Genomic DNA, 20,675 nt, shown 5'->3' on the forward strand with positions numbered 1-20,675 from the left:
CTGCGACGCCGCCGGGCGACATGTGCCCGCTGCGGGCGCGAGAACGAACGCATCGCGGCCAGCCGTCCCGAGGGCCGCACACCTGCGTGAGCTGTGAAAAGACCGGAGCCGCCTCTGCGACGGCTGCTACCGCGGCCCCGAGGTGATCTGTTCGGTCTGCGGACGGACCCGCCCCTGCAACCGGAACCAACGGGCCAGCGGGTCTACGGGTCTGCGGGTCTTGGACCGACTACCTCGCCGCACGAGCCGAGGACCTGAAGGAACCTCCAGGAGGCGATGAATGCCGATGAGGGGCACGATTCGTGCAGCGGCTGGGCAATCGATAAGGTGCCAGGTCACGACCGCACCCCGTTCGATCCACGGGCCGGTCAGGGCTCTGCCGCAGTTTGTGGCACCTCCACGGCTGCCGTGCTGACCTCTGCCTGCCTGGCCCTGGGACACCGGGGGCGATCTTCACGGCGGAGCAGTCGGGCCCCGCCGACTGGTCAGGAGGAACGAGTGGCGCAGATCATCACCGAGGTCTCACGGACGTTCAACGAGTTTCTGCTCTTGCCGAACCGGACCCGGACCGACTGCTCGCCCGCGACGGTCGAGCTGCGCACGCCGCTGGTGCGGCACATCGTGGGTGAGCCGTCGGCGATCGAGCTGCACTCCCCGTTCACGTCCGCGATCATGCAGGCCGTCAGCACACCGGAACTCGCGATCGCGCTCGCTCGCAACGGCGGTCTGAGCTTCCTTCACCACAACCAGTCGATCCAGGACCAGATCACAGCGGTCTGCCAAGTGAAGAACTTCAAGGCCGGATTCGTCACCAGCGACACGAACGTCCGGCCTGACGACAGCCTGGGTCTCCTGGTCGACATCATGCGCCGCACAGGTCACAGCACCGCTGCTGTCACCCACGACGGGACCGCCACCGGCCGCCTGCTCGGCCTGGTGACCTCCCGCGACTTCCACCCTCAACGCCACGACCTGACCGAACCGGTCGGCGGGCGGATGACCGCCATCGCCGACGTGCCCCATGCAGGGCCTGACACCACGCTTTCCGAGGCCAACGCCCGGCTGTGGGACGAACGGCTGGACTGCCTCCCGGTGCTGGACGGCGAGGGCAACCTGCAGCATCTGGTGTTCCGATCCGACTACACGGACAACAAGCGATTCCCGAACCAGGTCGTGGACGCCGCCAAGCGCCTGCGCGTGGGCGCGGGTGTCAACACCCATGACTACCAGGAGCGCATCCCGGCCCTGGTGGAGGCGGGTGTGGACGCGCTGTGCTTCGACTCGTCCGACGGCTACAGCGACTGGCAAGCACAGGCCCTGACCTGGGTGAAGAAGCACTATCCCGAGATCCCGGTCGGTGGTGGCAACGTGGTCGACGGTGAGGCGTTCACCTTCCTCGCCGAGGCGGGGGCGGACTTCGTCAAGGTCGGTGTGGGCGGCGGTTCCATCTGCATCACTCGCGACCAGAAGGGCATCGGCCGCGGCCAGGCCAGCGCTGTGCTGGATGTTGCGGCGGCACGGGATGCCTTTCGCGAGCGCACCGGCGAGTATGTGCCGATCTGTTCCAACGGCGGGCTGGTGCACGACTACCACGTCGCTCTGGCGCTGGCGATGGGGGCGGACTTCGTCATGATGGGGCGTTACTTCGCGCGATTCGACCAAGCGGCCGGCGCGAAACTGCCCACCCGTGACGGCTTCGTGAAGGAGTACTGGGGCGAGGGCTCGAACCGTGCCCGTAACTGGCAGCGCTACGGTCAGGGCGGTCAGGGGCTGGTCTTCGAGGAAGGCGTGGACGGCTACGTCCCCTACGCAGGCGATCTCAACGAAGGGCTCGCCCTGACCGTCGCCAAGCTCAAGACCACGATGGTCTCCTGCGGTTCCGCCACCCTGCCAGAGTTCCAGTCCACGGCCCGGCTGACCCTCGTTTCGGACCAGAGCTTCCAGGAGAGCCATGCCAACGTCACCCTGCGGGACACCCCGGCGACGGTCTCCTGACCAGCCGCCGAGGCCCATCGAGGACTACTGGTGGGAGGGGAATAGTGCACGGTCGGAATAAACCTCCCGCCAGTGAGGAGTCACCCGGGTGATCGCCCTGGCCGAACAGCTCACCGACACCGGCCCCGACAGCCGTTGTTCGGGCAGTTCCCCGGCTTCGTATCAAACCGGGCGATGACCTGACTGCGGCAGTGGGTGGCCTCGCCCGCCGGACGCCGCATGGCACTGGAGCCGATCCCCGACGAGCCGGTGCACCCCCCGCCGCCTGCGGCGAACACTGTCTGTCGAAATGGCTGCCAGGCCCGGCGGCCGCGTCACCAGCTCCTCTTGTCCGTCCTTGCTGCCAAGGACGACAAGCTTCAGCGGCTCCGCCGCGAGCTGAGCATGTTCAGCTGCGCGGGCCAGGCACCCCTCCCGGAACCGCGGCAGGGGGACGACGCCCCGGCGTCGTCCCCCTGCCCCGCCGCGAAGCTGAGGGCCCGTATTGACACGTAGACAGGTTAGACAGCCTCGAGTTCGGACAGGTCTGGGCAGTCGGGCCTCCGTGCTCTCTCAACTGGCGTGAAGGATCCGAAAGCGATCGGGTTCCGCCGGATCTCGATCAACGACTTGGACTGGCGTCCAAGCCCATTGCCACACGCCGATGCCTGGCGTGCGGGAGAACTGGATCCGCCCGCGGGTGCCTTCGACTGCAACGCGCGGCCACGATTCGGCAATGCGCGCCCGGTCCGCGCCGTGAGAACGCAGCACATCGGCGAGGACGGCAACCGTGTCGTAGCCCTCGAAGGCGACGAAGGAGGGCGCTTCGGCCAGCCGCTCGCGAAGGGCTGTCTCGACTCGTGCGCCGAGTGGGCTGAGGCGCTCGGGCAGATAGCGCAAGAACGGGATCGCGGCGCTGTCGTCGCCCAGCAACGTCGCCCATTCGGGGAACTCCGGTTGCCCGGCCGGGGCACCAATCATGATCTCGGCGAGGCGCTGGTCGCGCCGGACAGCCTTGACGATCGACACTGCCGGCTCCGGGTGGCCGACCAGAAGAAGGAGGGCAGTAGCGCGATTGTCGACGAGTTCGTCGCACACGGCCGCGGGGGCGAGCGCGCGCATGTCGAGTTCGATGACGGTGCCGCCGCGTGGAGCGAGGTGGTCCCGCAGAATGCGGGCCCCCGCTGCCCAGTAGACACTCGACTCGGCTGCTACGGCGACTCGACCATGGCCCGCGCTGAGGAGGAAGTCTGCGTAGATCTGCCAGCCGTGGGACTGCGCCGGGGCGAGGCGCGCGACCCATTCCGTCGGCTGTTCGGTGAGCGCGTCGAGAACCGCTGAGGAGCAGAGGAACGGCAGGCCGAGGGCGTCGGCCCTGGCGGCAGCGGCGCGAGCGACGACGCTGTGATACTCCCCCGCCAGGGCAGCCACGCCCAGGCGAGCCAATTCGTCTACGGCCGCCGCGGCCCTCTGTGGATCAGCCGCGGTGTCTCGGACCACCAGCTCGAGTGGTCTTCCGACGATCCCGCCGGCGTCATTGACTTCGCGAACGGCCAGTTCGAGTCCAGCGAGCAAGTGTTGGCCAGCCTCGACCCAGCCAGGCCGAGTCAGCGGAACGAGAGCGCCGATCTGGACGGATGATCCGTCAGTCCGCTCCGCTCCAGGTGGCAGTGGCGGCGTATTCATGCGTTGGCGTCTCCCGTGCGACGATTCGGTTGCAGTTGGCCCGGACCGCAGAGTGGCAAGGCCCGGTAGTACGCGTTCATCTCATGCCACCGTGGCGGGCGCACCCGGCTGACCATGCCGGACATTGCATCCACACCATCACCGACAGGCAACCGATTATTTGATCGCTGAGCTGCCAGGCTTCAAGAAACCTTCCATTGATCCCCGAGGCCGATGTCACACCCAGGATCAGCAGGGGCCGAGACCCGGGGATAGAAGACGTGATGGGCCTGGTCGACGAAGTATCGGCCCTGCGGGTTCTTCGCGAACTCGCCGCTGCCCGTCAGGACCATCCACGCCTTCACCGGCCACCGGCGGTCCAAGAAGCGTGGGTGATCGCCGAGAAGGCGAGCCCCGCCGCAGCTCCGGGGCCGGGCCGATGTCCAGCCACTCGTCGAGTCACAGCAGGCCGACCAGGGGCCGGCCAGCAAGTCCCCATCGCAGGCGCACCAGCTGGTGGTGACGGGCGGAGCGTCGTACCGCGGCTCGCTGTCCTGACCAGGAATTGCCGCTCGGGGGCGTACGCCCGGACATCGTGATCCCGTAGGTACGGGCTATGCGATTGGCCGTTTCCAGGGCATCGCGATCCGTCCTGCGTTCTCCCCGGTTGAGCGCTTGCGGGCCGACACTGTGGCATCTGTGCCCGTGGCATGGTCTGGGCGAAGGAAGCCGATGAGCCGCGCTGAACGACAGTTTGTCTGCCCTGGCGACGGCTCGCGGGATGCGCCGGGCCGGTCGCCGGGCGGATGCGGGGACGGTGGTCCGGCCCGCATGGGCCGGACCACCGTCCGGGTGTGGTGCCGCTGCCGGGTGTCAGAAGTCGAACAGGTCGGTGACCTGGGACTGTGCCACACAGCTGTTGGAGAACGTCCGTTCATAGGAGACCCGGCGGCCCTCCCAGACGCCGTCGGCGGTGACGGTGACAGGAGCGTAGATCTTCGGGCAGACGCGGTCCGACTGCTCCTTCAGCGTGAGGGCGGGCTGGCCGTGGGCGCGTTCAAGATCCGCGCATGCCGCCGCGGCGCTCGGATGGGTTCCCTGCGCGGTCGGCATGCAATCCAATGTGACGGCCCGTTCGACGGTGGCGGTGGACGCGCTGTCGCCCTGACCGGTTGTCAACACCAGGGCGGACGGGGCGTACATGCTCTCGGGCGTGCTCGCTGCGGCCGAGCCGGCGGTCAGGCCGACGACGCACGCGGCGACCCCCGCCATGCAGGTGATCTTGAAAGATGAGTGACGCATCGAAGTCTCCTCCTGTGGACTGCAGAACCCCTTCAGCGTTGCTCGGGGCCGGGAGAACGGCACATCCGTGCCCCCCACTTCGGACACCGGCGAGGAGGGCAAGTGGGCCGAAAAGGGGCATGATCCAGGGTATCGAAATGGTAGGGATGCAGGTTTGATGCCGATTCGTCTGCATCGGCTCCCGAAGAGCGGGCCGGCTTTATGCCTGTCAATGAGCCGTCACTCCTCGACCGAGATGACGCCTTTTCAGTGGCTGGGGAGAGGAGTCGTTGAAACGGCATCAAAATTTCTCGGACACGGGTTTGCGTCAAGCTGTCGTGTCACGTGCGGCAGGTGGTGTCGTCGGCGGGTGAAAATCCTTTGCCCAAGTCCCCTGAATGACAGGGGAATTCCTGCGCGGGTGGTCTGCTGCCGAGGGCGGGCAGGAAGATCTCCATCGCTCTGAAGTTGCTCCTTCATGCATCTGTTGTCCGGATCTCTGCCTGTTCATCGGGTCTCACGGAATCCGTCGGCAACGTCGATCCGATTCGGGGCAGTCGGTGCCGAACGCGGGCCGGTCGGGCCCCATGGCAGGAAGGAAGGCCATTGCGTACTCGTCGTCGATTTCTTCGAGGCGGAACTGCCGCGCTGGCGGCGCTGGCCGTCGCCGGGACAACCGCAACCGTGCACCAGAAGGAGTTCGACCGGGCGACCGGGAAGGGGGAGGGCGGCGCGAGCCGGACCGGCAGCACGGCCGGCGAGCCGTTCGACGAGACCTACAAGGGCAGGCACATCCAGGGATGGCCTACTGATCACGGGCATCACGGGACCGGGGGCGGCTACCGCGTTCTGATCGACGGGACCGAACTGCACGTCATGCAGAACGGGGACGGGACGTGGGTCAGTCTCATCGATCACTACGAGGTCTTTGCGACGCCGCGGGCCCTTGCACGGTCGGCGGTCGACAATCTCGCCGGCGCCGACCTCGTGCCCAGCCCGGAGCATTCGTGAGCGTTGCGGAAAGGAGCAACTGACATGGCAGTGCGAAAAGACCAGTCCACGCTCACGTCCACGGAGAGGCGCGACTTCGTCGACGCCCTCCTCGGGGTCAAACGCAGCGGGCGCTACGACGACTTCGTGCGCACCCACAACGAATTCATCATGAGTGATACGGACCAGGGAGAACGGGTGGGCCACCGGTCTCCGTCCTTTCTGCCCTGGCACAGGAAGTTTCTGCTCGAATTCGAGCGGGAACTGCAACGAGTCGTCCCGTCCGTGACCCTGCCCTATTGGGACTGGAGCAGGGACCGTACGCCCGATTCCTCCCTGTGGGGCTCCGACTTCCTGGGCGGCAACGGACGCAGTCGCGACGGCCAGGTGATGAGCGGACCGTTCGCGAACCTGACCGGGGACTGGTCCATCGACACCCAGGTGGACACCCGCCCCTTCCTCCGGCGTGCCCTGGGCGGCGGCGGAAGGTCATTGCCCACCCGCGCGGACATCGAGGCGGTTCTGTCGGTGGAGACCTACGACGCACCGCCGTGGAACAGCACCTCCTGGAGCTTTCGCAATCTCCTCGAGGGCTGGCGCGGCGTGAACCTGCACAACCGCGTGCACGTATGGGTGGGAGGCCACATGGCAACGGGCGCGTCCCCGAACGATCCCGTGTTCTGGCTCCACCACGCCTTCATAGACAAGCTGTGGGCCGACTGGCAGACACGGCATCCCGCCTCACGCTATCTGCCCGACACCCCGACCGTGAACGTGGTGGACCTGGACTCCACGATGCGCCCCTGGAACGACGTCACGCCGCGCGACATGCTGGACCACACCCGGTTCTACACGTTCGACACGGAGCCCAGTCGCGTGCCGTGATGCGGGGCGGCCGTGTCTGGTCCGTGGTGGCGGAACTCGCCGTGCCGACCCAGTTCTTGGCTCCCGACAGTTCCCATGCCTTGGAGTCGTTGCGGTTTGCCGGGCACAGGACGGCTGACGGAAACGACGAGGCGTGAGTCAGCGTCGATGACGGTGGTTGGTCGAGCAGCGGTAGTTCTTGGTCTGCTCCGCGATGCTGTGGTCGCGGGTAGGTACCAGGATGCGGTCCACCACTAGCACAGTGTCCTTGCGGACCCGACTGCGGGGATGCAGCGCGAGCGAGGGCGCGAGCTGCCTCACGATGCGGTCGGCGGCCGACTTCGAGATCCCGAACAGTGGTGCCAGCTGCCGCAACGTCAGGTTCGTCCGCCAGTATGCGGCGACCAGCAGGACTCGGTCCTCCAAGGGCAGACTCCCCAAACGCCCCTTGCGGACCGGGTCTGCGCCTCCCCGTCGCAGCGCAGTGATCAGTTCCGAACTGCTTCGGGCTCAGCCCAGAGTACTGCGCAATCCTGAACGGCTCCGGTGCCGTGATCGCAGCCCTCACACGAAGATCATCCCCGTGATCGCCCCCGTGTTCCCCCCGCGCCGCGGGTGCCTGGGCTGTAGCTCTACCGAGCTGCGGTCAAAAGAGCCACCGGTCGAGGAGCTCCGGCCAGAGGAACCCTGCGTAGCCCTTGAAGGCTGCAGGGTCGATCTCTTTCAGCTCCTGGGCCGGACGGCTCAGCTCGGCGAAAGTCTGCTCTTCCTAGTCCTCGGAGAGGTACTCCTCGGGGCCGTCCGGCTCGCTGAGGAGCTCTGATGTGGAGACGCGCTACACCGACCTTTTGACCGCCCGGACACTGATCGAGTCGATCGCGCACCGCGACCAGTCGAGCTGGCCGTTGGCCGAGCCGGTCCAACACAGCGCGGCTGCTAGCGTCTGAGGGCGTGAGCGACAGCGTGTATGTGGGCAATGCGGGAAAGGACGCCGCACTGGACCGGGGATGGCTCCTCGGGCACTTCAAGAGTGCCGACGACCCCCGGCACAGTACGGACATTGAGATCAAGTGGGGCGTCCACCCGCGCGGTGACGAGCGCATGCACTGGGTGAACGGCGAAGTCAGAACGGCTCTTCTCGTCCTCGTCAGCGGGCGCTTCAGGGTCGAACTTCCCGGTCGGAGCGTGCTGCTGAAAGAGCAAGGTGATTACGTTGTCTGGGGACGCGGTGTCGGCCACTCATGGTGTGCGGAAGAGGAATCGGTCGTGCTGACCGTTCGGTGGCCGTCCGTACCCGGCTACGCGACGCCGTAGGCACGGGACCTGGAGGTCGCTTCCCCTTCCCGCGACCACCCGCACGGGACGAATCGGATCCGTCCGAGCAGTTCAGTTGCTCAGTTTCCGTTAAGGGCCCAGCTTGTTCCGCCCCGCGACACCCGCGCTGCCCTCAGTTCCGTACGGGCAGCAGGTGTGGGCGTTTGGCCGTGCGGGCGTCGCCCGTTGAGCGACCGCGCAGGCGTCTGCCCAGCCAGGGGCCGAGGAAGGTGGCGGCCCAGTTCAGTTCGGCGGTGATGGCGTTCCATCCGGTGGGCCAGGGGGTTTCGGGAGGGGGCAGGGGGTGTGTCCACGTGTCGTCGCTGCCGGGCAGGGCGAGGGCGTGGGCCATGGCGGCAGCGATCCGCTGGTGGCCCAGCGGGCCGGCGTGGAGTCGGTCCGGGCTCCACAGGCGGGGGTCGGTGACCACGGGATGACGGCTGGTCTCGGCGACGATCACGCCGTGGCGTCGGGCCGCTTGGCGGATGCGGACGTTCAGAGCCGTGACGCGGGAACTCAACGGCCGGGCAAGCGGGGTGATACGCGCGATGTCGGGGAAGGTGAGGGTGGCGACGCGGGCTCCCTGCGCGGTGAGCGCGGCGAACATCGACTCGACGTGGCCCGCGACCTCATCGGCGTCGAACCGCGGCCGCAGCAGGTCGTTGACCCCGGCGACCACGGTGGCCAGGTCGGCGCGCAGCGCAAGGGCGGGAGCGAGCTGCTCGGCGCGGACCTGGCGGGCCAGGCGTCCTCGTACGCCCAGATTGGCGTATCTCAGACCGGCGTCGTGCTCTGCGAGGTGTTCGGCGAGCCGGTCGGCCCATCCGCGCAGTCCGACGGTGTCGTCGCCGTCACCGAGACCCTCCGTCTGACTGTCGCCAAGAGCGACATAGCGCAGGTCGGCGCAGGGCAGGCCGGCGCGGGGCGCGCCGTGCGGCTCATCGCCGGACATGGTTGCCTTCTCTCCCCCGCAGGATGGTGACCGTACGTACGCACCAGTCATGGTTGCCCCGCTCGAAGGCGAGGCCGCGCAGGCATGTCAGGTAGGGGCCGATGCGCTCGCCGTGGCGCAGGAACTCCTCTTCGGTGTGCTCTCCCCGCATGGCGTGCAGCAGCTTGGTGAACAACTCGACCTTGGCCTGTGCCATGGCGGCGCGTTCGGTGAGCTGATCGATCAGCGTCAGTGTGTCGACGTGGTCGGCGGCCTGCACTTTGACGACGAGGTCGTCGCGCAGGAACGAGGGCTTGGCGGCGGTGCCGGTGAAGTGGTCCAGCTCGGCCAGGCCGGCGTCGGTGACCTTGAACAGACGCTTGTTGGGCCGGGTGTCCTGGACCACTTCACGGCCCGTGATCAGTCCGTCCTTCTCCAGCCGGGTCAGCTCGGCGTACACCTGCTGGGGCTGGGCGTGCCAGAAGTTGGCCACACCGAGGTCGAAAGCCTTGACCAGCTGGTACCCGCTCAGCTCCTCGTCGAGCAGTGCCGCCAGAACCGCGTGCCGCAACGCCATCGGGTCGCTTCCTCCTCCTTGCGTCCGTCCACGAACACCTTCATGATACTCATAAATCTGACTAGTCATATTCATGAGTATGGAGGGGACGTCATGACCGCAGCAGAACGCTTCCGCGCCGCCGTCGAAAGCCGTGATCTCACAGCCCTGGAGGACTTGTTCACCGACGACATCCGCCTTTACAGCCCCGTGAAGTTCACCCCCTTCGAGGGCAGGCCCATGGTCCTGGGCCTCTTCGGGGTCCTGCTGCGCACCTTCGAGGAATTCCGCTACGTCGGCCGTTTCGACGGCACTGCCGAGACGAGCGCCGACGGCACCGCCTCTCCCTCGGAGGTGCTCCTGTTCCGGGCCACCGTCAACGGCAAGCAGATCCACGGCATCGACCTGCTGCACCTCCACAGCGACGGCCGGATCAAGGAGTTCACGGTCATGGTCCGCCCGCAGTCGGCCGTCCACGCCTTGGGCGAGGCGGTCCTCGCCGGCCTGATCGACGACGGCCTGGTCCCGGCGCCCGCCGGCCCCGCAGGGCAGCAATCGGCGTAGAGGCGGGCCGAGTCGACCGCGTAGGGGGACGGGGTTCGGGGTTCGGTCGAGCCCGGCCCACACGGCTCGTTCCGGACCCGGCGTGGCCCGGCGCCGACCGGCGGCATTGATGCTGCCGGCACTCGCCGGGCCCACGCTCGGGGGCTGTCCGTGCCCGAGGACATGATCCCGGCTGTGGACTTGAGACCCGAACTGCTGCCCCCGCCCGTGAGCTCGCAACGGCTGGAGGAAGTGTGCGCCGAGATCACCCAGATCGCCGGCCTGCTGTGCACCGAACCCGAGACGGCGCACGAAGCGATCGCGGCCTTCAACGCGGCAACGGGCCACCACTCGACGCTCTCTGCTTCGCCGAGTACGACAGCAGCAGGAATCTTGAGGACTTCGCCCGGGAGGCGGCCCGGCCGGCCCACCCCAGGGTCGTGGACGTCACCCGCAAGGAGCTCGTCGAGGTCGTTCGCAGAATCCTGGACATGTCCCCGGACGGGGACTATTACATGAGGCTGCTCGAAGTGAACGTGCTCCATCCCGCGGTCAGCGACATGATCTTCTGGCCGTCGGACGAACTGCACAACGCCCCTGCGGAGCGGATCGTCGACGAGGCGCTGAAATACCGGCCGATCGCGTTGTGAGACGCGAACGCCTATTGCCGCAGCCCTGGACGCAATGGATGCCGGCCAGGGCTCGTACGCCCTTCGGTCGACCCCGGGTCGGGGCGGCGTCAGCCGGCGGTGTACGCAAATCGCGCCGCGCACCCACCATGTCCTCGTGCTCGAACCTGGCCGCTTCCCGTGCCGGCGACCATCCGGTCGAAGTCGCCATGGGTCCGGATCGCGCCCTTCACGTTGCCTGGACCCTGCCGGGGCCTGACCCACCCGGCGAAACCTGTGCGGTCACAGCATCAGTCCTGGCTGCGGATCATCGACATCAGCAGTCCGTGGGTCGCGGCGTCTGCGGCTACCACAAGCCCGCGGCCTGTCTGCCCGAGCGGGGCGCCGTCGATCCCGGTGACCACGCAGCCGGCAGCCCGGCACAGAGCGATCCCGGCTGCGAAATGCACGCTCCCGGAGAGGTCACCGCCATCAGTGAGGTATCCCGCCCGCTTGCCGGCCGCGACCCAGGCCAATGCCAACGTCGACGACACGACCCGCGGCCGGAACCGCTCGATGAACCCCGGGTGAGCCAGCAGGTCCACGGCCCGGAATCCGGGCGCGCTGGGGAACGGCGGATCCAGGTTGACGTCCACCAGCCGGGTGGCAGGCGTGGGCATCAGCTGCGCATCGACCCCGTCGTGCCGTACCCAGGCGGTCTCACCACCGGTGAAGAAGACCTCGCCGCTGAAGGGGTCGGCCACCGCCGCCGCCCCGTCGCGCAGCGCCACGTTGACGGCCACCGGCATGTTGCCGGCGGCGTAGTTCAGCGTGCCGCACAAGGGGTCGACCAACCACTGACGCACAGCGCCGACCGCACCCTGCTGCCCGCCCTCCTCGCCGAGCACCGCATCATCGGGCCGAGCAGCACGGATGACGCCGAGGATCGCCTTCTCGGCCTCCACATCGGCGGCAGTCGCGAAGTCCCCGCCATCACCCTTCTCGATGCGGGTGAGCCGCTGACCGTACATGCTGCGCACCACGTCCGCGCCGGCACGTGCCCCGGCTATCGCCACCTCAGCATCGTCAGAGCTCGCGTGTGAGTTGATCATGCCGTGAAGAGTATCGGGCCGAGGCTGCAACTCCGGTGAGTCTATGGGGACATGGCACTAGCCTTGGCTGCCATGACCACCCTGGAGAAGATCCATGACGTTCCCGTCCTGATGTGCGCCTCCGAGGGCGAGACGATTCGCAGCGAACTTGACGTCCTGGATCTCGTCGGAAATGCCGCGTACCAGGGTGTCCAGTGGGTCGCCATCCCCGCGGAACGATTCGACGAGGCGTTCTTCCGTCTGCGCACGCGCGTCGCCGGCGACATCATCCAGAAGTTCGTCAACTACCGTGTGGGACTGGCGGTTCTCGGCGACATCTCCCGGCATACGGCGGCCAGTTCTGCCCTGCAGGACTTCGTGCGTGAGTGCAACCGCGGCCGGCAGACGTGGTTTCTGGCCGGCATCGAGGAGCTGCGGGAGCGGCTCTGACACAGGCGAGCCTGATCCGGGGCTTCATCGCCGGCCGGAGAACCGGGCGCCATGCTGCGGACCCGGGGTGAAGGTGCGGCGGCAGATCACCACGACCGGCTCGTGCGCGGCGTTGGGAAATTCGTCGCGCCCGGCGAACGCCGCCACGTAGCCTGCGGACATGGGATCTCTGGTACGACACATCACGGTCGACAGCGCCGACGCCTACCAACTGGGCGCCTTCTGGGCCGAGGTGCTCGACGGCACGGTCCACGAGGACGACAAGCCGGGTGACGAGGAAGTGCTGGTCGCCGGGGCTGGCGGGACGCTGTTGTTCGTGACCGTTCCCGAGCGGAAGGCAGCCAAGAACCGGGTCCATCTGGATCTCCAGCCGCAGGACCGCACCCGTGACGAGGAGGTGGACCGCCTGCTGGCACTCGGCGCGACGCTGGTGGGCGACCACCGCGTCCCGGACGGACGGGGCTGGGTGACGCTGGCGGATCCGGAAGGCAATGAGTTCTGCGTGGAGCGCAGTGCGGCGGAGCGGGCGACGTGAAGGACCGGGCAGTGTCTCAGGCCCACCGTCGTCATCGCCCCACCCCGACGAGGCCGTCGCGCCCTGCCTGACGTTCCGCGGTGAACCGGTCTGCTCCTGTGTGTCGGAAGTGTCGGACTGTGCGTGTCAGGGGTGATAGGGCTGTCGCTCGGGCAGTGTCCCGCGGCCTTTGCCTCCGCCTTGTTCCCGCGGTCCTTGCCGTGTCTCGGGTCGGCGTACACACCTCCGCGTGCCCGTGGCGTCGGGGGGCGAACGCGCCGTACCCGGAATCGGCCGACAGGGCAGGTACCGTCCGGAGATCGGGGTAGCCGCAGCGGTATGAACGGAACCAACCCCCTGGCAGTCGTCACCGGTGCTTCCAGCGGCATCGGCTTCGAACTGGCCAAGCAATTCGCACAGCACGGCTACGACCTGGTGATCGCCGCCGAGGACGCCGCTGTCGACTCCGCCGCCGTCACTCTTCGTGAATACGGGACCGATGTCCGTACGGTGCGGGTGGACCTCGCCACGTACGACGGAGTGGAGACCCTGTGGGGCGGGCTCTCTGCCGCGAGGCGGCCCGTGGACGCTCTGGTGCTCAACGCGGGAGTGGGGCAGGGCGGAGCGTTCCTGGAAACCGACCTCGCCGATGAGGCCCGCATCATCGACCTCAACATCGCGTCGACCGTGCACCTCGCCAAACGCGTCCTGCCCGGCATGGTCGCCCGTGACCGGGGACGCGTACTCATCACCTCGTCCATCGCTGCGACGACGCCCGGCTCGTTCCAGTCGGTCTACAACGCGTCCAAGTCCTTCCTGCAGTCCTTCGCCCAAGCCCTGCAGAACGAATTGAAGGACAGCGCCGTGACAGTGACCTCCCTGATGCCCGGCCCCACGGAGACGAACTTCTTCAGGCGCGCGGAGATGCTGGACACGAAGGTCGGGCGCGCCAGGAAGGACGACCCGGCCCAGGTCGCCGAGCAGGGGTACGACGCACTCATGGCCGGCAGGCCCAAGCTGGTGGCGGGGTCGCTGAAGACCAAGGCTCAGGGCGTCGCCAACCGCGTCCTCAGCGACCGGTTGAAGGCCGCCGGCCATCGGCGCATGGCGGAGTCCCGTCGCGGCCGCTGACATCCTCATATGAGACTCGGCCCCGCTGCCGGCAGGGCCGTCACGTTCCTGCTGCCACAGACGGCGTTGTTGTGCCCCCTGGTCCTGGGGGACCCGCCGTGGACTGTGCGAGCCCCTGGGGACCAGGCGGCGCAACGCGGCGGGATACGGCACAGGTGAGAGGGAGGGACTTTGCTCTGGTGGCGTCGCCTGTCCCGGGAGGCTGCGGCGGTCGGCCGCTCAGCGAGCCGGGCGCTGCATGGCCCAGGGCCGGAGAGAGATGTGGCCGTACAGTCGCTCAAGGCCGCCGGGGCCGCCGTACTGGCCTGGGCGCTCACCGGATGGTGGTGGGACGCGCCGATGGCGCTGATGGCCCCGTGGGCCGCGGTGGCGCTGGTGCAGAGCACGGTCTACCGCTCCGTCCTGTCGGGCCTGCAGCAGATGGCCGTCATCGCCATCGGCACCGTGCTCGCCGCGACAGCAGCCGCGTTCACGGGGAACACCATGGCGGCCATGGTGCTCGTTCTGCCCGTAACCGTGCTGCTGGGCAACTGGGCCCGCTTCGGACAGCAGGGCATCTACGCTCCGACCACCGCCCTGTTCGTCCTTGCCTACGGCTCCTCTTCGTACGCCGACGTCGGACACCGACTTCTGGAGACCCTCGTCGGCGCCCTGATCGGGATCGGAGTGAACGCCCTCGTACTGCCCCCGGTCCACCTGCGCGACGTCCGCGAGCGGCTGGAGCGGCTGCCCCGGGAGAGCGCGTCACTGCTGCACACCATGGCGTCGGGCATGGCGAGCGGCTACGACCGCTCGGACGCGGAGACCTGGCACGACCGCGCCCGCCGACTCTCGGACATCGTCACCGGCCTGCACAACGCGCGCGACTGGACGCAGGAGAGCTACCGGTTCAACCCCGGCCACCGCCTGCGTCGGAACGGGCCCGCCCTGCCGTCGCAGGACCTGGACAGCGCCTGGGACCGGGTCGTGCACCACGTGATCTCCCTGACACGGCTGCTCGTCGAGGCAGCGGGCGGACAGCCGTCCCTGCGCCCGCCGCCCGGTTCCGCACTCGAGCAGCTGAGCGAGGTACTGCACCATGCGGCCGACCTCTGCCTGCCGGAGCGGCTGCCGGCGCAGAGCGCCCGCGGCGTGACCGGCCCACCGGCTGAGCGCGGCAGGCTGTCGGCCGAGGCCTGGCGGGCCCACCGCCGATTGAAGTCCCAGGTGCTGACCCACGACAGTGAGACGGCGACCTCTCTGGGCGGGCTCGTCGCCGAGACGCAGCAGTTGCTGTCCGCGCTCGAGCCGCGAAACGAGCGGGACTGACGGCTTGCGCCCCCATTCCCCCGTCGCGCCGGTTGGGCCGGGCCGTAGCCGGCCGCGCGGGTGGCGGATCGGGGTGTGCGTCAGTCCGGGTGACACGGCAGGCTGGGAGTGTGAGCAACCACGTGGGTACCCCGATCGTCGTCACCGGCGTCATTCCCGGCGACCCGCCGTTCCGGGTTGTCCAGCTGTACGGCGAGCCGGCGGGCATCGCGCACGACATGCTGGACGTGATCCAGCTGGCGCACGAGGCGGGGGTGAAGCCTGTGGACCTCGACGACCCGGCAGTGGTGAGGTGGGTGGGCGGCGGGAAGTACCACTGGACCCCGTGACTGGACTGCATGATCGCTTGGGCCCGTGATCACTGTCGCCTGGTCGCCTCACCGCGGGTCACTTCACCGCGGGTCGCCCCACCGCGACACGACAGCGGCCCTTCATGCGGCACCAAAAGCGGCGCTTCACCGGGGCGCAGACAGCACGGAAGCGACCCACGAAACGGGCTCCCTGCGCCGGCATTGTCCGGATCAGGTAATGGGGGTCGTCTTCGGGTCTCCCCGACCTTCAGACCTCTCAGCCCGACCGTCGACGTCGGCCCCGGCGGAATCACTCCGCCAAAGTCGGCTACTCCGGTCGAACTCCCTCGCTCGTTCCGCGGGTCTGATAACAGAATACCCCTCACCGCGCCCGACAAAAGCCGTCGAAGCGTGATTTTTTGCCTCCAACCCAGGTCTCATGCCCTGCCTCATCGCCTTGCCCGGGATGCAATGCACTGGCGCTGACAGCATGCGATCAGCCGCGTACGAAGCGCATCCGGGAACGGCGGACGGGCCCGCTCGGGGGCTTTGCACGCCGGGCGGGCCCTACGGTGTCGGATCAGAACAGGCAGCCTGCGGCGAGCCGTTGCCCGACAGGTGTTCGTCCCATACCCAGCCGGCCCCGGGCACGTAGGACCACGTGTTGCCGTACTCGTTGACGATGAAGCACCTCACCTCGACGGTCGCGCCCTGCGCGTACGTCTTCAGGCGGTAGCACTCGCCGTAAGGGCCCATACGCGGCGAGGCGTCCCGCAGGGCGGTGTGGGTCGTGGTGTACGGGTTGTCGGCGCGGGTGGGGGCCGCCTGACTGCACCGGCCCGCGGTGGCCGCGGCGGCCGTGGTCACGGCCGCCGCGTTGAGCGTGACCGCAGCGGCCGACATGGCGAGCGCCGCCGCGGTGATGCGGAACCGGGCCGTCGGGATATCGGACATGGTGGTTGCCTCCTGGTCGCCTGCTGGACGTGTGGCTGCGCCGTTCCGTCCACCGCTCGGGGGCCGTGGCGTGGCGACGCCGGGACACCGTTGCATGCGTCCGTTGCCGTTCGGGAGCCTCTTCCCTGTCCGGGACACGTCCCGGACAGGGAGGGGACGGGAACCCGCGGTGTCACCACGTCGGCGTCCGCGAACGAGCACGCCCCCGCGGCGCCGGCCGCGGCGTTCGCGGCCGCGCGCGGCTCACACGGTGCGGGCGATCCACCGCCGCAGTGCGGTGTGGATGGAGTCGTCCAGCGTGCACAGGGCGTCGATGGCGTCGAGGTCACCCGGCAGCGGAGCGATGCCGGCCATGGTGAGCGCGGCGTGCAGGTCCAGACGGCGACGGTCCTCCGGCTCCAGCGGCATGGGGACGCGCCGACAGGCGTCCGGGGCGGGCAAAAAGAAGTCGCCCGGCTCCGGGGTGCCGTGGGGCGTGTGCGTCGTCTGGGAGTGGTCGTCGATGACGGCGCCGGGGAAGCGGTAGGGGTCGAACACCGGCTGCGGCGCCGCGGTGTGGGGAAATGCGTGTCCGGTCATGGGTGCCTCCTCAGTTGTCGGTCAACTGGGTGGGAGGACAACGCGGCGGCCAACTGCGGTTGCGGTATACCTCCTTTGCCACCCGAATGCCCTCTATGGCATCTCGTCACAAGAGAGATGAACCGACAGGCGGGGGAACAGCGGCGGACAGGTCGGGGCGCATGTCCGACGCCACCACGGCCCTGACGCCGCGTACCCGCCGGATTCTCAGATGACTTCCGCATTCCTGCTGGGTCGGGTCCCCGAGACCGACTTCCTCGCCGACAACCCGGTGCTCGGCGTGGCTTCGGCGGTCCCGGTTCAGCCGGCGGATACCGGTTGCCGGCACAAGGAGCAGCGTTCCCTGCCGTCCCAGGCGGACCAGCCGAAGTCGGCGGGCGAGAGAGAGCCGCCCTCCAACTCGGCGCGAACCGCGGCCCGGTAGGCCCACACCGCCGCGAGGTACGGGTGGTAGGCGTTGTGAACCTCGGCAGAGGACCAGGCCGCTCCCGCGGCGACGGCGCCGCGCAGTGCGCGCAGTTGCTCGAACAGTGTTTGGGCCGCTCCCGCGACCTGTGCGCTCGCGTCGATGAACAGTCGTTCCCGTACCTCGTGCACTCCGGCGTCCATCAGAGCCGCGCGACTGTCGGCCTCCAGGTCGGCAGCGGTGTCCAGGCCTTGTGCGAGTCGGCGCAGCCGACTGTGGGCGGTGCCGACGGCAGCGATGAACTCGATGTACACCTCGCGCCGTCGCGCGGCCAGGCCGCGATCGTCCTCGTGCCGCGTGCGCAGTCGATCGGCCAGGACGGTGCCGGACATCGCGACCGCGGCACCGCCGAGTGTGGCGACCAACGTCCCCCAGTCCACACCTCTCCCCTCCCCCAGGCAGCCTTCCTGGCACCGTAACAGTCCGCCGCCTGCGCCCACTCCGTGGCAGCGGATGCCAAAGAGCGACGCCGATCACAGTCGGCGCCGCGAGGAGGGGGCACCGTGGCTGCGACCCCATTGGCCGGCCGCCTGGTGGTGGCAACACCAGGCTCAGCACGCACTCCCCACGGCGCACGCCCCTTGCGACGATCGCGCCATGAACCGACGCACCACGTTGATCACCGGCGCGACGCAGGGTCTGGGCCGAGGTATCGCGCTCGACCTCGCCTCGCGCGGCGGCACTCTCCTGCTCCACGGCCGCGACCGCACCCGCCTCGACGCCGTTGCCGCCGAGGTCCGCGCCTCCGGCTCCGGCGCCACCGTGCGCACCTATCTCGCGGATCTGTCCGACCTCGACCAGGTGCACGCGATGGCAGCCCAGATCCGTGCGGCGGAGCCACGGCTCGATGCGCTGGTCAACAACGCCGTTGCCGGTGGCGGCTCCCAGCCCTTGCGGCGGGAGCTGAGCCGGCAGGGGCACGAGCTGCGGTTCGCCGTGAACCACCTCGCCCCGTACGCCCTCACGCGTGCTCTGCTGCCGCTGCTCACCGCGTCCGCACCCGCCCGCGTGGTGAATGTGGCATCGATCGGGCAGGACGCCGTCGACTTCGACGACGTCATGCTGGAGCAGGACTACGAGGGACTGCGCGCGTACTGCCGGAGCAAGCTTGCGCTGATCATGGCGAGTTTCGAGTTGGCGGCGGAACTCGACGGCAGCGGCGTCACGGTGAACACACTGCATCCTGCCCATCTGATGGACACCGATGGCGTACGCGAGTACGGCCTCACACCGGCGACGAGCATCGACGAGGGCGTACGCCCGACGGTGCGGCTGATCACCGATCCGCAGCTGGAGACCACGACCGGCCGCTATTTCGACCAGTTCACGGACACGCGCGCGCACGAGCAGGCGTACGACACGGTCGCCCGCCGACGCCTCATGGAACTGACGCGGCGTCTGATCGGGGAGGCCGATGGCGCATACGCCGGTGACGGGTGGGGCCCTGTGGGCTGAGCCTCCGCCGTCACGACCGCAGCGACGTCATCATGGTGTCGGTGCCGTTCGCCCGCTCCGTGACGTGCCCCTGATTGCCCGCTGGGGCGTTGTCGTAGTTGTTGAAGCCGCCCCACAGGCCCTGCTCGTTGACCTGGATGCGTTCCTCGGAGGGGGTCGGCGAAGAGCATCGCGCCCGCGGCCGCCGTCGTCGCTTTCCTCAGTCGGCCTTCCGGGCGGACGGCGCCGCCTTGGAACGGCGGCAGGCGGGGCACTGTCGCCGGCTCATGAGACGAACCGGATCTCCACGGCCCGGCCGCCTTCTTGGTTGAGTTCCTCGGCGTGGTGACGGGCGGCGTGGCGTTCGGTGGCGGTGAGGGTGCGGAACGGCTGGAGCGTGACCGTCACCCGGCGTGCGGTGCTGCGTTGGCGCCAGGTTCCGGTGATCTCTCCTCGTACCACCAGCACGCCGGGGGCGGCCGTCGCACGCCAGACCGTGGCGCGCTGGGCGCGGTCGGGCAGCAGCAGTTCACGGTCGGCGATCTCGGTCAGCGGATCGTAGGAGGGCAGCAGTCGCACTCCGGTGGCGGCCGGTGCGTTGTGCAGGGCGTCGAGGTCTTCCTGGTGCATCCAGCCGCGCCGTCCGTCGACGGTCACCTCGCTGAGCTCGTCACCGAATGGCTCCCACAGGCGTCGGGCGGCCGCCGGTGTGAGCGCCAGCCACTTCGCCAGATCCGCGGGCCTGGCCGGGCCGCACCACCGCAGGAACCGCCGGACGAGGAGGTGCCGACTCTGCTGCGCGTCGGCCCCGCGCCGGCGGGTGGGCCGCTTCAGGTAGTGGAACGGCCCGGCGGCGTCCACCGTGATGCACAGGCCGGCCTGCAGTGTGGCGTAGCGGAACAGCGTGTCCTGCACATGGTGCGCGGCACAGCCCGGGCACCACGGGCGCAGCTGTGCGTCGACGATCTCGTTGAGGGCGGTGCTCAGTTCACCCTTGGTACGCGCTCGCCGGTCAGCAGTCGCCGCGCGCATCGCCTCGGCGACCTGGTCCACCGCGTCGCCGAAGGCGATGTGCCGGGCGCTCAGCTCCTGGCCGAACGGGCCTACCTGCTCCTTCGCCAGGTCACGGGCGTCGTCCGGACGCAGCGCGGCTGCCAGGCAGGCCAGGTCCGCTGCCCGGTGCAGGTGCGTGGCGGCGCGCATGGAGTGGACCAGGGCCAGGTGTGCCGGATCGACGCTCTGGCCGCGTGCCCGCAGCGCGACGTCCGCGGTGCGTCCCGGCGGTGAGTCCTGCACACCGGCCAGCAGCACACCCTCGCACAAAGGGTCGCCCGCCGGGCGGTCGATCTGGTGGACCGCCGCCCGGTGGTTCAGTACCTGCGCACGGGTCACCGCGAAGGCCCCCTGTGCGGGCTCGACGTGGTTCATCACACCTCCATGGCCATGTGCGGGCAGGCTAGGCCTCCCGCCGGCCCCATCCGCTGAACCGGCGGACGGGAGCCGGGGGTGTCGCGCCGGGCGGAGGGGCGGCGCCGGGCGGAGGGGCGGCGCCGGGCGGTCCGGTGCCTAGGGGCGGAGACGCGGCCGGGTCGTGATCTCCATGTTGTGGCCGTCCGGGTCGTCGAAGTACGCGCCCCGGCCACCGAAGAGGCGGTTGATCCGGCCGGGGCGATAGGTGGTCCCAGTGAGGTGCTCAAGCCGGGTAAGGTGCCTGCGAAGTCAGGCATGAGGG

At 68.9% G+C, this 20,675-nt stretch carries 22 protein-coding genes, 3 pseudogenes and 1 riboswitch; of the genes and pseudogenes, 12 read left to right on the plus strand and 13 right to left on the minus strand.

Annotated features, from left to right (window positions below; all coding sequences use genetic code 11):
* Window positions 1–498 precede the first annotated feature (498 nt).
* Window positions 499–1,995, plus strand: a complete 1,497-nt coding sequence (locus J7E88_RS11310; RefSeq protein WP_215179723.1) for an IMP dehydrogenase — start codon at window positions 499–501, stop codon at window positions 1,993–1,995.
* Window positions 1,996–2,547: 552 nt separating this feature from the next.
* Here the strand turns inward: J7E88_RS11310 and J7E88_RS11315 are convergent.
* Window positions 2,548–3,660, minus strand: a complete 1,113-nt coding sequence (locus J7E88_RS11315; protein ID WP_215179724.1) for an ABC transporter substrate-binding protein — start codon at window positions 3,658–3,660, stop codon at window positions 2,548–2,550.
* Between the two features lie 852 nt (window positions 3,661–4,512).
* Window positions 4,513–4,941 (minus strand): subtilase-type protease inhibitor, encoded by a 429-nt coding sequence (locus J7E88_RS11320; protein ID WP_215179725.1) that lies wholly within the window; start codon window positions 4,939–4,941, stop codon window positions 4,513–4,515.
* 585 nt (window positions 4,942–5,526) lie between these two features.
* On the opposite strand from J7E88_RS11320, the gene J7E88_RS11325 reads away from it, so the two are divergent.
* Window positions 5,527–5,931 (plus strand): tyrosinase cofactor, encoded by a 405-nt coding sequence (locus tag J7E88_RS11325; RefSeq protein WP_251022452.1) that lies wholly within the window; start codon window positions 5,527–5,529, stop codon window positions 5,929–5,931.
* Window positions 5,932–5,955: 24 nt separating this feature from the next.
* Window positions 5,956–6,795 (plus strand): tyrosinase family protein, encoded by an 840-nt coding sequence (locus J7E88_RS11330; protein WP_215179726.1) that lies wholly within the window; start codon window positions 5,956–5,958, stop codon window positions 6,793–6,795.
* 43 nt (window positions 6,796–6,838) lie between these two features.
* On the opposite strand, the pseudogene J7E88_RS11335 reads toward J7E88_RS11330, so the two are convergent.
* Together J7E88_RS11335 and J7E88_RS37390 are read right to left on the minus strand one after the other, a co-directional pair.
* Window positions 6,839–7,342: pseudogene (locus J7E88_RS11335) on the minus strand (transposase family protein); the annotation flags it as partial.
* Window positions 7,343–7,621: 279 nt separating this feature from the next.
* Window positions 7,622–7,706: pseudogene (locus J7E88_RS37390) on the minus strand (IS5/IS1182 family transposase); the annotation flags it as partial.
* A 19-nt stretch (window positions 7,707–7,725) separates the two neighbouring features.
* Here J7E88_RS37390 and J7E88_RS11340 point away from each other — a divergent pair.
* A complete protein-coding gene (locus J7E88_RS11340) occupies window positions 7,726–8,088 on the plus strand; it encodes a signal peptidase I (protein WP_215179727.1) in 363 nt (120 codons plus the stop codon).
* A 133-nt stretch (window positions 8,089–8,221) separates the two neighbouring features.
* Here J7E88_RS11340 and J7E88_RS11345 read toward each other — a convergent pair whose 3' ends face one another.
* Window positions 8,222–9,040, minus strand: a complete 819-nt coding sequence (locus J7E88_RS11345) for an SGNH/GDSL hydrolase family protein (protein ID WP_215179729.1) — start codon at window positions 9,038–9,040, stop codon at window positions 8,222–8,224.
* Complete coding sequence (locus tag J7E88_RS11350) at window positions 9,027–9,596, minus strand: PadR family transcriptional regulator (protein ID WP_215179731.1); 570 nt, start codon at window positions 9,594–9,596, stop codon at window positions 9,027–9,029. The genes J7E88_RS11345 and J7E88_RS11350 overlap by 14 nt, the downstream gene beginning before the upstream one ends.
* A 93-nt stretch (window positions 9,597–9,689) precedes the next feature.
* On the opposite strand from J7E88_RS11350, the gene J7E88_RS11355 reads away from it, so the two are divergent.
* Window positions 9,690–10,139, plus strand: a complete 450-nt coding sequence (locus J7E88_RS11355) for a nuclear transport factor 2 family protein (protein WP_215179733.1) — start codon at window positions 9,690–9,692, stop codon at window positions 10,137–10,139.
* Between the two features lie 266 nt (window positions 10,140–10,405).
* Window positions 10,406–10,768 carry a hypothetical protein gene (locus J7E88_RS11360; protein WP_251022453.1) on the plus strand — a complete coding sequence of 121 codons (363 nt, stop codon included), beginning with the start codon at window positions 10,406–10,408 and terminating at the stop codon, window positions 10,766–10,768.
* Window positions 10,769–11,037: 269 nt separating this feature from the next.
* On the opposite strand, the gene J7E88_RS11365 is transcribed toward J7E88_RS11360, so the two are convergent.
* On the minus strand, window positions 11,038–11,838 hold the full coding sequence (locus J7E88_RS11365; RefSeq protein ID WP_215179735.1) for an inositol monophosphatase family protein: 801 nt from the start codon (window positions 11,836–11,838) through the stop codon (window positions 11,038–11,040).
* A 72-nt stretch (window positions 11,839–11,910) separates the two neighbouring features.
* On the opposite strand from J7E88_RS11365, the gene J7E88_RS11370 reads away from it, so the two are divergent.
* Entirely contained in the window at window positions 11,911–12,267 is a 357-nt protein-coding gene (locus J7E88_RS11370) for a DUF4180 domain-containing protein (protein ID WP_215179736.1), read from the plus strand.
* Between the two features lie 24 nt (window positions 12,268–12,291).
* On the opposite strand, the gene J7E88_RS11375 is transcribed toward J7E88_RS11370, so the two are convergent.
* Window positions 12,292–12,429, minus strand: coding sequence for a hypothetical protein (locus J7E88_RS11375; RefSeq protein ID WP_215179738.1), 138 nt, complete (start codon window positions 12,427–12,429; stop codon window positions 12,292–12,294).
* On the opposite strand from J7E88_RS11375, the gene J7E88_RS11380 reads away from it, so the two are divergent.
* The 4 genes from J7E88_RS11380 to J7E88_RS11395 all read left to right on the plus strand — a co-directional run bounded on the left by J7E88_RS11380 (window position 12,428) and on the right by J7E88_RS11395 (window position 15,549).
* On the plus strand, window positions 12,428–12,802 hold the full coding sequence (locus J7E88_RS11380; protein ID WP_215179740.1) for a VOC family protein: 375 nt from the start codon (window positions 12,428–12,430) through the stop codon (window positions 12,800–12,802). The two genes, J7E88_RS11375 and J7E88_RS11380, sit on opposite strands and share 2 nt — an antisense overlap.
* 318 nt (window positions 12,803–13,120) lie before the next feature.
* Complete coding sequence (locus J7E88_RS11385; RefSeq protein WP_215179742.1) at window positions 13,121–13,912, plus strand: SDR family oxidoreductase; 792 nt, start codon at window positions 13,121–13,123, stop codon at window positions 13,910–13,912.
* Between the two features lie 261 nt (window positions 13,913–14,173).
* Window positions 14,174–15,220 carry an aromatic acid exporter family protein gene (locus J7E88_RS11390; protein ID WP_308307469.1) on the plus strand — a complete coding sequence of 349 codons (1,047 nt, stop codon included), beginning with the start codon at window positions 14,174–14,176 and terminating at the stop codon, window positions 15,218–15,220.
* Window positions 15,221–15,330: 110 nt separating this feature from the next.
* Window positions 15,331–15,549, plus strand: coding sequence for a hypothetical protein (locus J7E88_RS11395; protein WP_215179746.1), 219 nt, complete (start codon window positions 15,331–15,333; stop codon window positions 15,547–15,549).
* A 152-nt stretch (window positions 15,550–15,701) separates the two neighbouring features.
* A riboswitch (TPP riboswitch) is annotated at window positions 15,702–15,869 on the minus strand.
* Window positions 15,870–16,077: 208 nt separating this feature from the next.
* On the opposite strand, the gene J7E88_RS11400 is transcribed toward J7E88_RS11395, so the two are convergent.
* The 3 genes from J7E88_RS11400 to J7E88_RS11410 form a co-directional block, all read right to left on the minus strand.
* Window positions 16,078–16,464, minus strand: a complete 387-nt coding sequence (locus J7E88_RS11400; RefSeq protein WP_215179748.1) for a hypothetical protein — start codon at window positions 16,462–16,464, stop codon at window positions 16,078–16,080.
* A gap of 243 nt (window positions 16,465–16,707) precedes the next feature.
* Complete coding sequence (locus J7E88_RS11405; protein WP_215179749.1) at window positions 16,708–17,043, minus strand: hypothetical protein; 336 nt, start codon at window positions 17,041–17,043, stop codon at window positions 16,708–16,710.
* Between the two features lie 300 nt (window positions 17,044–17,343).
* A complete protein-coding gene (locus J7E88_RS11410; RefSeq protein ID WP_215179750.1) occupies window positions 17,344–17,889 on the minus strand; it encodes a CchlQ in 546 nt (181 codons plus the stop codon).
* 217 nt (window positions 17,890–18,106) lie between these two features.
* On the opposite strand from J7E88_RS11410, the gene J7E88_RS11415 reads away from it, so the two are divergent.
* The gene (locus J7E88_RS11415; protein ID WP_215179751.1) at window positions 18,107–18,964 is read left to right on the plus strand and encodes an SDR family NAD(P)-dependent oxidoreductase; all 858 of its coding nucleotides are present in this window, start codon (window positions 18,107–18,109) and stop codon (window positions 18,962–18,964) included.
* A gap of 264 nt (window positions 18,965–19,228) precedes the next feature.
* Here J7E88_RS11415 and J7E88_RS11420 read toward each other — a convergent pair whose 3' ends face one another.
* Both J7E88_RS11420 and J7E88_RS35770 read right to left on the minus strand, forming a co-directional pair.
* Window positions 19,229–20,371 carry a DNA glycosylase AlkZ-like family protein gene (locus J7E88_RS11420; RefSeq protein WP_215179752.1) on the minus strand — a complete coding sequence of 381 codons (1,143 nt, stop codon included), beginning with the start codon at window positions 20,369–20,371 and terminating at the stop codon, window positions 19,229–19,231.
* A 138-nt stretch (window positions 20,372–20,509) separates the two neighbouring features.
* Window positions 20,510–20,650: pseudogene (locus tag J7E88_RS35770) on the minus strand (VOC family protein); the annotation flags it as partial.
* Window positions 20,651–20,675: the final 25 nt, after the last annotated feature.

It is taken from the genome of Streptomyces sp. ISL-10 (genome assembly GCF_018614575.1).
Lineage (GTDB): Bacteria > Actinomycetota > Actinomycetes > Streptomycetales > Streptomycetaceae > Streptomyces.

Coding starts and splice junctions, on each gene's coding strand:
- J7E88_RS11315 (WP_215179724.1), bottom strand. CDS start 3,660: ATGAATACGCCGCCACTGCCACCTGGAGCGGAGCGGACTGACGGATCA.
- J7E88_RS11320 (WP_215179725.1), bottom strand. CDS start 4,941: ATGCGTCACTCATCTTTCAAGATCACCTGCATGGCGGGGGTCGCCGCG.
- J7E88_RS11330 (WP_215179726.1), top strand. CDS start 5,956: ATGGCAGTGCGAAAAGACCAGTCCACGCTCACGTCCACGGAGAGGCGC.
- J7E88_RS11345 (WP_215179729.1), bottom strand. CDS start 9,040: ATGTCCGGCGATGAGCCGCACGGCGCGCCCCGCGCCGGCCTGCCCTGC.
- J7E88_RS11350 (WP_215179731.1), bottom strand. CDS start 9,596: ATGGCGTTGCGGCACGCGGTTCTGGCGGCACTGCTCGACGAGGAGCTG.
- J7E88_RS11355 (WP_215179733.1), top strand. CDS start 9,690: ATGACCGCAGCAGAACGCTTCCGCGCCGCCGTCGAAAGCCGTGATCTC.
- J7E88_RS11365 (WP_215179735.1), bottom strand. CDS start 11,838: ATGATCAACTCACACGCGAGCTCTGACGATGCTGAGGTGGCGATAGCC.
- J7E88_RS11370 (WP_215179736.1), top strand. CDS start 11,911: ATGACCACCCTGGAGAAGATCCATGACGTTCCCGTCCTGATGTGCGCC.
- J7E88_RS11380 (WP_215179740.1), top strand. CDS start 12,428: ATGGGATCTCTGGTACGACACATCACGGTCGACAGCGCCGACGCCTAC.
- J7E88_RS11375 (WP_215179738.1), bottom strand. CDS start 12,429: ATGTCCGCAGGCTACGTGGCGGCGTTCGCCGGGCGCGACGAATTTCCC.
- J7E88_RS11385 (WP_215179742.1), top strand. CDS start 13,121: ATGAACGGAACCAACCCCCTGGCAGTCGTCACCGGTGCTTCCAGCGGC.
- J7E88_RS11400 (WP_215179748.1), bottom strand. CDS start 16,464: ATGTCCGATATCCCGACGGCCCGGTTCCGCATCACCGCGGCGGCGCTC.
- J7E88_RS11405 (WP_215179749.1), bottom strand. CDS start 17,043: ATGACCGGACACGCATTTCCCCACACCGCGGCGCCGCAGCCGGTGTTC.
- J7E88_RS11415 (WP_215179751.1), top strand. CDS start 18,107: ATGAACCGACGCACCACGTTGATCACCGGCGCGACGCAGGGTCTGGGC.
- J7E88_RS11420 (WP_215179752.1), bottom strand. CDS start 20,371: ATGAACCACGTCGAGCCCGCACAGGGGGCCTTCGCGGTGACCCGTGCG.